Genomic DNA, 8042 nt, shown 5'->3' on the forward strand with positions numbered 1-8042 from the left:
GGGGTGGAGGCCGTGGCGGGGCGGACCATCTCGGGGCCGGGGAAGTAGCGGCGGCGCTCGCCCTGCCGGGCGAACCCGTCTCCGACCATCGTGGCCAGCAGCCGCTGGGCGGTGGACGGGTTGACGTCGAGGGCGGCGGCGGCCTCTCTGACGCTCAGCGAGCCCGCCGAGCCCAGCAGTTTGACGAGGACGAGCACGCGGTGCGCCGCCTCTACGCGAAACCCTTCGTTGCGCTCCATGCAACGAGCCTACTTTTTATTGCACGGTTCGCAAGAGGGTCGCTACGGTCACATCGAGCCTGGGAGCGGGGCCACACCGACGTGGCCGTCCGGAAGAACCCGCAGTTCGATCCGTGTCGGGACAAAGGAGTTTCAGGGCCACGCTCGGCATCACGGCCTTCTGGATCGCGACGATTGTCGCCGCGCTGCTCGTGACGGCCCGCATGGGCGACTACCGCACGTTCGAGGGCGAGTGCAGTGCCATCACTTCGACCGCGGCCGTGCCACTGGCCGCGCCGGCGACCGGTCGAGGAAGCCGCCCTCACCAGCAGCGCCCTGTCCGCGGCCCCGCGGCAGGAGAACACCAACGTCGGAGGTTCCTGGCATGACCACCACCCCTGCCCTGCCCGCGCGGAGCCCGGAGGCCGCGGGAACCTCGACCCCGGAGCGCTCGGCGATCGTGACCGGCGGTGCCGGCGGCATCGGTTCCGTGATTTCGGCCCGGCTGGCGCAGTCCGGCTACCACGTGGTCGTCGCGGACGTCGACGGCGCCCGCGCGGAGGCCACCGCCAAGGGCCTACCCGGCGAAGGCCACCTCGGCTTCAGCGGCGACCTGACGTCGTCGGCCGTGAACGCGGACCTTGCGGCGGCGGCCACGGACCTGGCCCCGATCGGAGCGGTCGTGAACGCCGTCGGCATCTCCCCGAAGCGGGAGGGGCGCAAGATCGAGCTGGACGAGATCGACGACGCCCTGTTCCACCAGGTGATGGCGGTCAACGTGGCCGCCCCGTTCTTCCTCGTGCGGGAGGCCGCCCGGCTGATGCCCGACGACGGCAGCGCAAGCGTCGTGAACCTGCTGTCGATCGCGGGGCGCACGGGGACCGGCGGCCCGGCGGGCGCTCTCTACCCGCCGTTCCTGCCGTCGGCGATGGTCTACGGGGCCTCGAAGGCCGCGCTGGCGAACCTGACGATCAGCCTGGCGCACGAGCTGGCCGAGCGACGCATCCGGGTCAACGGGGTCGCCCCGGGGTTCGTGCAGACGCCGATGATGGGCCAGGTCCCGCCGACCGGCCCGATCGTGGAGCAGGTCCCGGCCCGCCGGTACGCGCGCCCGGAGGAGGTCGCGGCGGCCGTGGAGTTCCTGCTGTCCCCGCAGGCGTCCTACATCACCGGCACCAGCATCGACGTCGACGGTGGCTGGGCGCCCCGCGCCTGACCCCGCCACGGGTCGCCCCGCGGCCACGCGCACGACCCCGTGCCCCGACCTCGACGAGGAGAGCGAGAGCACCATGCAGCACCGCGAGCACGACCTGGTGGTCCTGGGCTCCGGCATCGCCGGGCAGACCACCGCGACCACGGCCGCCGAGGCAGGGCTGGACGTCCTGCTGGTCGAGAAGCAGCCCACCCTGGGCGGCACCTCGACGATGAGCGGCGGCTGGTTCGCCTTCTCCGGCACGCCGGAGCAGGCCGAGGAGGGCATCGAGGACTCCAAGGACCTGTTCCGGCACGACCTGCTGGAGGGCGGCCGGCACCTGAACGACCCGGACCTGGTGAACGCCTACCTGGCCCACCAGCACGCCGCCTACCGGTTCCTGAAGGACCACGGAGTGCGGTTCCGGGAGGTGGCGATCAGCTCCGGGATGTCGGCCGCGCGCGGGCACAACAGCGCGATCAAGGAGGTCCTGGCGACCCTGCACGCGGCGTTCGTCGCAGCGGGCGGCACCACGCTGACGGACACGGCCGCGCAGCGCCTGCTGACCGACGACGGCCGGGTCGTGGGCGTGCTGGCGGAGGGCCCGGACGGGCCGGTGGAGCTGTATGGGCGCCGCGGCGTCGTGCTGGCCACGGGCGGGTTCAGCCGCGGCACCGAGATGCTGAAGGTCTTCGCACCGGAGCAGCTGGCAGCCATCCCGTACGGCGGGCGCGGCAACACCGGCGACGGCCTGCGCATGGCCTGGCGCCTGGGCGCGGGAATGGCGGACATGTCGTTCGTGGCGGCGACCTACGGCTCCCACCCCGAGACGGACGAGGAGTTCCACGAGCTGCTGACCGCCTACTACATGGGCGCGATCGTCGTGAACACGGCCGGGAGGCGGTTCGTGGACGAGTCGATCGACTACAAGGCGCTCGGCCGGGCCGTCCTGGACCAGCCCGGCGGGCTCGGCGTACAGGTGTTCGACTCCCGGGTGCGCGCGCAGTCCCACCGCGGCATCCCCCTGAAGGACATGGACACCCTGCAGGAGCTGGGGCACCTGCACGAGGCCGACACCCTGGAGGAGGTCGCCGCCCTGGCCGGCGTCGCTCCCGAGGGGCTGGCCGCCACGGTCGAGCGATACAACGCCGCCGTCGCCGGGAAGGCCGCGGACGAGCAGGGCCGCACAGGCCTGTGCAACGGCGTGGGCGAGCTGATGCCGATCGACGCCCCGCCGTACTACGCCTACCCCGCCAAGGCGCTGATGACGACGACCTACTGCGGAGTCACCGTCACCCCCGACGCTCAGGTCACCACCGTCGACGGCGAGCCGATCGACGGCCTGTACGCCGTCGGGGAGGTCGTGGGCGGCTTTCACGGGGCCACGTACATCACCGGCACGTCCCTGGGCAAGGGCGCGGTGTTCGGGCACATGCTCGGCGCCGCTCTCGCCAGGTCCGGGCCGCAGAGCCAGGACAGCAGCGGGCAGGAGGAGGTCGCGGCGTGAGCACCGTGCGCACGGAGAGGTTCGACGTCGTCGTGGTGGGGTCCGGTATCGCCGGGTCCTCGGCCGCGGTGGCGGCCACGCGGCGGGGCGCCCGGGTGGCGCTCCTGGAGAAGCAGGACACGTTCGGCGGGTCCACGGCCCTGTCGGCGGGCATGTTCTGGACGGCCCCCGACCTGGACGCCTACCGACGCCGTATCCCCCTCGGGGACGAGGCCCTGGGCCGCGCCGTCGTGGAGGACTATGCCGAGTGCTTGCAGGAGCTGCGCGCCACCGGCGAGCGGGTGGCCGACACCCCGAAGACGGACATCATGACGTTCGGCATCGGGTACTCCACGGACATCCGCGCGATCCTGGCCTGGTGCCGAGCCCAGGTGGAGGCGGGCGGTGGCGTGTGCCGCACCGGCACGGCGGCGCTGCAGGTCCTGCAGGACGACGACGGCGCGGTCACGGGCCTGCTGGTCCGCACCGCACAGGGCCGGGTGCGGTACGAGGCCCCGGCGGTGGTGCTGGCGAGCGGCGGTTTCCAGGGGGCGCGCGACGAGCTGACCCGTGCGATGGGACCGAACGCCGACCGGCTGCTGCTGCGCTCCAACCCGGGCAGCGTCGGCGACGGCCTGCGCCTGGCCCGGCAGGCCGGGGCCGGCGGCAGCACCGCGATGAGCACGTTCTACGGGCACCTCATCGGGGCCCCCGTGAACCGCTTCGAGCCGGAGGACTTCCTGCCGAACTCGCAGTACTACTCCGACCACGCCGTCCTGGTGAACCTGGAGGGCCGCCGGTTCGTCGACGAGACCCTGGGCGACGAGATCCTCAACCAGGACCTCCTGCAGCAGCCGCAGGCCCGCGGCGTGCTGGTCTTCGACGACCACGTGCGCTCCACCGTCGGCACCGACGAGCCCTTCCCCGGGCTGGGTGTCGTGGACCGCTACCAGGTCGCCGTCGACAACGGGGCCCTGCACGCCCAGGCCGACACCCTGGAGGACTTGGTCGCGCAGGTGGCCGCCTGGGGGATCGACCCGGCCGTCCTGGGGCAGACCCTGCAGGACTACGTCTCGGCCGCCTCCGCCGGGGGCGGGTTCGCGGGCGGGCACCCGGTATCCGCGCAGGCCCGCGCCCCGCAGACCGGCCCGTTCTACGCGCTGATGGTGCAGCCCAGCATCACCTTCACGTTCGGCGGCGTGCGTATCGACGACCAGGCCCGTGTCCTGGACGCCGACGGCCGCCCCGTGCCCGGCCTGCACGCCGCCGGGGCGGACATCGGCGGGCTGTCCAACCACGGGTATGCGGGCGGCCTTGCTCCTGCCTACATCACCGGACGGCGGGCCGGGCGCAGCGCCGCCCGGGCCGCGAGCGCCGGGCCCCGCCCGCAGGCCGACGTACTGGTCGGCACCTGAGCCACGGAACCTGACGAGGGGAAGCATCATGGTCTACACCGCAGACGTCCTGATCGTGGGGGCCGGGGGATCCGGCATGGCGGCCGCGATCTCGGCGGCCAGCAGCGGAGCGTCGGTCGTCGTTCTGGAGAAGTGCCCGCAGGTGGGTGGGTCCACCGCCCTGTCCGTGGGGTCGTTCACGGCGGCGAACACGAGCTACCAGTTCCGGGCCGGGGTGAACGACAGCATCGACCTGTTCGTCGAGGACATGAAGACGGCGAACGGTCCGTACGAGGCGCGGGAGAACCAGTCGTTGCGGCGGATCCTGGCCGAGAACGCCGGGCCGACGGTGGAGTGGTTGTCGTCGCTGGGGGTGCAGTTCCTAGGCCCGACGCCGGAGCCGCCGTACGACAAGCCGCGCATGCACAACGTGCTGCCGAACTCGCGAGCCTACCGGGACGCGCTGCTGCGGGAGTGCCGCCGGCTGGGCGTGACGATCTACACGTCGATGCGGGTGGACGAGCTGCTGCGCAACACCGACGGGGAGATCATCGGTGCGGCGGCGAACGGCACGCGGTACTTCGGGCGCCGGGGCGTCGTCCTGACGACGGGCGACTACTCCGCCTCCACGGAGCTGAAGGCGAAGCACGTGGGCGAGGACGCGGCGAGGATCCCGCCGGTGAACCCGGCGAACACCGGCGACGGGTTCTACCTGGGTGAGAAGGCCGGCGGGTACACCCTGCAGATGGACCGCCTGTACGAGGGCCTGCGGTTCGCGCCGTCGAAGCGGCCGGACCTGATCAAGATGCTGCCGTCGGTCCCCGCGCTGAACCGGGTGATGCGGTTCGTGGTGGAGCGGCTGCCGAAGAACCTGCTGGCGTACGTGATCCGAGGTGCGCTGACCAGCTGGATCGGCCCGAACGTCACCATGTACCAGGCGGGAGCGATTCTCGTGGACAGTACGGGGCGCCGTCTGGCGAACGAGGACACGGACTCGGCGATGGCCCGGGCGGTGGCCGCCACGGGGAGCAACACGGGGTTCATGGTGTTCGACAAGCAGGTCGCGCAGAAGTTCTCCGCGTGGCCGAACCCGGTTTCCACGTTCCCGGGCGTCGCGTACGCGTACGTGCAGGACTACAAACGGTACAGGCCGGACGTGTACCACCGCGCTGACACCCTGGAGGAGCTGGCGAACGAGATCGGCGTCGACCCGGCCACCCTGCGCGCCACGGTGGACCGGTGGAACCAGAATGTGCAGGACGGCAAGGACGAGGACCACGGTCGCCAGCACCTGGGCAACGGGGTCACGCAGGGCCCGTTCTACGCGCTGGGCCCCATGAACGCCTACATCACGCTCGCCGACGGCGGCCTCGGCGTCGACGACCAGCTGCGCGTCGTACGCGAGGACGGCACGCCCGTGCCCGGCCTGTGGGCCGCCGGGTCCACCGGCCAGGGCGGCCTGCAGCTCCTCAACCACGGCCTGCACATCGGCTGGGCGATGGTCTCCGGCCGCATAGTCGGCCGGAACGTCGCGGCCTCCCCGCACCGCACGGACATGCGCGTCGCCTCCACGGGGCCCGCGACGGCGGACGCCTGACCACCCCGCAGGTACGGGCCCCTCGCGCGACGCCGCACCAGCCAGTGGCGGAAAGGTGCGGCGTCGTCGTATCACCCGTGAGCCCGTGCTGAACTCGCAGTGGATCGTTCAACTTGTCCCCACGAGGTCGAGTTCAAGCCCCCTGAAAGCAAGGGGCCATGGACTTCGACAGGATCGGCCGACGAGAAACGGCGGCGGGACCGGGCCTGCCAATCGAACGGTGTAACCCCGAGAGCGCTGAACCGTTCCGGTTCGCGGAAGATCCCGGTCGGCCTGGACGAGCTCAACAAGGAAATGGTGCTGGAGAATCTGGTGGTGTTCGGATCTGTCAACGCCGGGCGGCGGAACTACCAGCAGGCCGCGGACGCGCTGGCCAAGGCCGACCGGAGTTGGCTGGAGCGGCTGATCACCCTGTAGGGCTCGGAAAGTCATCGCTGCACGTCAGGCCGCGTATCGGTACTCGTTGATGACGCCGCCGAGGACTCGGGTGCGTAGGAGTCTTCGGTCGTCGAGGTCGTGGACGGTGGCGGGCTGGCGGTCGGCGTCGGGTGGGAGCTGTTGGCGTGCCCGGTGCGGCCGATGCCTGTTGTAGTGGTCCTGATAGCCGGCCAGCACCTGCCGGGCGTGGGCCTCGCCGATGATCAGGACGTGGTCGAGGGCCTCGCGCCGGATACTTCCGATCACCCGCTCGCAGTGTGCGTTCATCCGGGGAGCCCGCGGCGCACTCAAGATCACATCCAGGTCCTCGGCCTCGAAGACCGCGTCGAACGCCGCACCGTATTTGTCGTCGCGGTCCCGCAGCAGGAACCGCAGCGAGTCCATGCGCATGCCCAGGTCGGCGGCCAAGTTCCGGGCCTGCCGACCGCCCATTCCCGGGTCGGGTGGGCGGTGACGCCGGTGATGTGCAGCCGCCGGGTGCCGTGCTCGAGGAACGCCAGCGCATACAACCGCCCACCGAGCGCGGTGTCCACGTGTAGGAAGTCGACCGCGACGATGCCCTGGGCCTGGGCCGTCAGAAACTCCCGCCAGGTCGGGCCGGAGCGGCGCGGGGCCGGGTTGAGCCCGGCCGCATGCAGGATCTGCCACACCGTGGAGGCGGCGACCGGGTGCCCGAGCCGGGCCAGTTCGCCCTGGACTCTCCTGTGCCCCCACCGTGGATTCTCCCTGGCCAGGCGGAGGGTGAGCTTCTTGAGCGCGGCTTTGGTGGGTGGGCGGCCGGTTCGGCCGCGTCGGGCGGTGCAGTCCCACTTCGCCGCGATCAGTCGGCGGTGCCAGGCCAGCAGGGTCCCCGGGGTGACCGGGAAGACCGCTCGCCGGCGGCGGCGGGGGATGAGTGCGGACAGCGCCGTGAGCCAGAACCGGTCCGCGGGCTCGTAGCGCACCGGCCCCTTGAGCTGCCGTCGCAGCACCGCGTTCTCGTGCCGCAGCACGAGCAGCTCCGCGTCCTTGGCCGTGTCGCGGCGCAGGAGCACCGTCGGGACGGACAGCAGCTTCCGGGTCATCTGGTACGGCAACGGCACGATCACTCGTGCATGATCCCAACCGCCCCTGAAGGCGCCCGAGATGCGCCCTCACTTGCAGCGATGAATAAACGAGCCCCACAAGATCCTGCAGTCCGCGGGAGTTGACCCCGCCCCGCATCGCTCCGGCCCTACCTGGCGCCAGTTCCTCACCACCCGGGCCCACGGCATCATCGCCGCCGACTTCCCGCACCTCGACACCGTGGCGCGGGGGCGCCTGTCCGCCCTGACCTTCATCGAGCACGGCACTCGCCGACCACACCTCGCCGGCGTCACCGCCCACCCCACCGCGCAGCGGACCGCCGGCAGGCGAGGAGTCCCGCCATGACGTCGGGGTGCCGGATGGACTCGCCGCGCCTTCTGCTGCGGGACCGGGACGCGAAGTACACCGACGCCTTCGACGCCGTCTTCCAGGCCGACGACGTGCAGATCCTGCTCAGCCCGCCGCAGGCACCGAAAGCGAACGCGATCTGCGAGCAAGCCGTGGGCACCCTTCGGCGCGAGCTCCTCGACCGGATCCTGAGCTGCAACGAGGCCCACGCCCAAGCGGTCCTGGCCGAGTACATCCGGCACTACCACCAGCACCGCCCCCACCAGTCACGGCGGCAACTGCCCCCGGACAGCACCAAACCACC

General features: G+C 71.7%; 7 protein-coding genes and 1 pseudogene. 6 read left to right on the plus strand and 2 right to left on the minus strand.

Annotated features, from left to right (window positions below; all coding sequences use genetic code 11):
• A partial coding sequence (locus C1I97_RS25795) for a helix-turn-helix domain-containing protein (protein ID WP_146608290.1) occupies window positions 1-239 on the minus strand: 239 nt, incomplete at its 3' end.
• 364 nt (window positions 240-603) lie between these two features.
• Here C1I97_RS25795 and C1I97_RS25800 point away from each other — a divergent pair.
• The 5 genes from C1I97_RS25800 to C1I97_RS25820 all read left to right on the plus strand — a co-directional run bounded on the left by C1I97_RS25800 (window position 604) and on the right by C1I97_RS25820 (window position 6304).
• A complete protein-coding gene (locus C1I97_RS25800) occupies window positions 604-1434 on the plus strand; it encodes an SDR family NAD(P)-dependent oxidoreductase (protein ID WP_181446911.1) in 831 nt (276 codons plus the stop codon).
• A gap of 73 nt (window positions 1435-1507) precedes the next feature.
• Complete coding sequence (locus C1I97_RS25805; protein WP_111005566.1) at window positions 1508-2917, plus strand: FAD-dependent oxidoreductase; 1410 nt, start codon at window positions 1508-1510, stop codon at window positions 2915-2917.
• Window positions 2914-4311 (plus strand): FAD-dependent oxidoreductase, encoded by a 1398-nt coding sequence (locus tag C1I97_RS25810; RefSeq protein ID WP_111005567.1) that lies wholly within the window; start codon window positions 2914-2916, stop codon window positions 4309-4311. The genes C1I97_RS25805 and C1I97_RS25810 overlap by 4 nt, the downstream gene beginning before the upstream one ends.
• A gap of 28 nt (window positions 4312-4339) precedes the next feature.
• Window positions 4340-5887: an FAD-dependent oxidoreductase gene (locus C1I97_RS25815; RefSeq protein ID WP_181446912.1), complete on the plus strand. Its 1548-nt coding sequence runs from the start codon at window positions 4340-4342 to the stop codon at window positions 5885-5887.
• Between the two features lie 99 nt (window positions 5888-5986).
• Complete coding sequence (locus C1I97_RS25820; protein WP_111005569.1) at window positions 5987-6304, plus strand: hypothetical protein; 318 nt, start codon at window positions 5987-5989, stop codon at window positions 6302-6304.
• Window positions 6305-6328: 24 nt separating this feature from the next.
• Here C1I97_RS25820 and C1I97_RS25825 read toward each other — a convergent pair.
• A pseudogene (locus C1I97_RS25825) lies at window positions 6329-7413 on the minus strand (integrase core domain-containing protein).
• A gap of 318 nt (window positions 7414-7731) precedes the next feature.
• Here C1I97_RS25825 and C1I97_RS25830 point away from each other — a divergent pair.
• Window positions 7732-8042 (plus strand): integrase core domain-containing protein (locus tag C1I97_RS25830; protein ID WP_146608291.1); only part of this gene is annotated, 311 nt, incomplete at its 3' end.

The organism is Streptomyces sp. NTH33, assembly GCF_003236365.1.
In the GTDB taxonomy this organism is placed as follows: Bacteria; Actinomycetota; Actinomycetes; order Streptomycetales; family Streptomycetaceae; genus Streptomyces.

What these genes read in the sequence shown, in the direction of transcription:
- C1I97_RS25800 (WP_181446911.1), top strand. Translation starts at nt 604, where the DNA reads ATGACCACCACCCCTGCCCTGCCCGCGCGGAGCCCGGAGGCCGCGGGA.
- C1I97_RS25805 (WP_111005566.1), top strand. Translation starts at nt 1,508, where the DNA reads ATGCAGCACCGCGAGCACGACCTGGTGGTCCTGGGCTCCGGCATCGCC.
- C1I97_RS25815 (WP_181446912.1), top strand. Translation starts at nt 4,340, where the DNA reads ATGGTCTACACCGCAGACGTCCTGATCGTGGGGGCCGGGGGATCCGGC.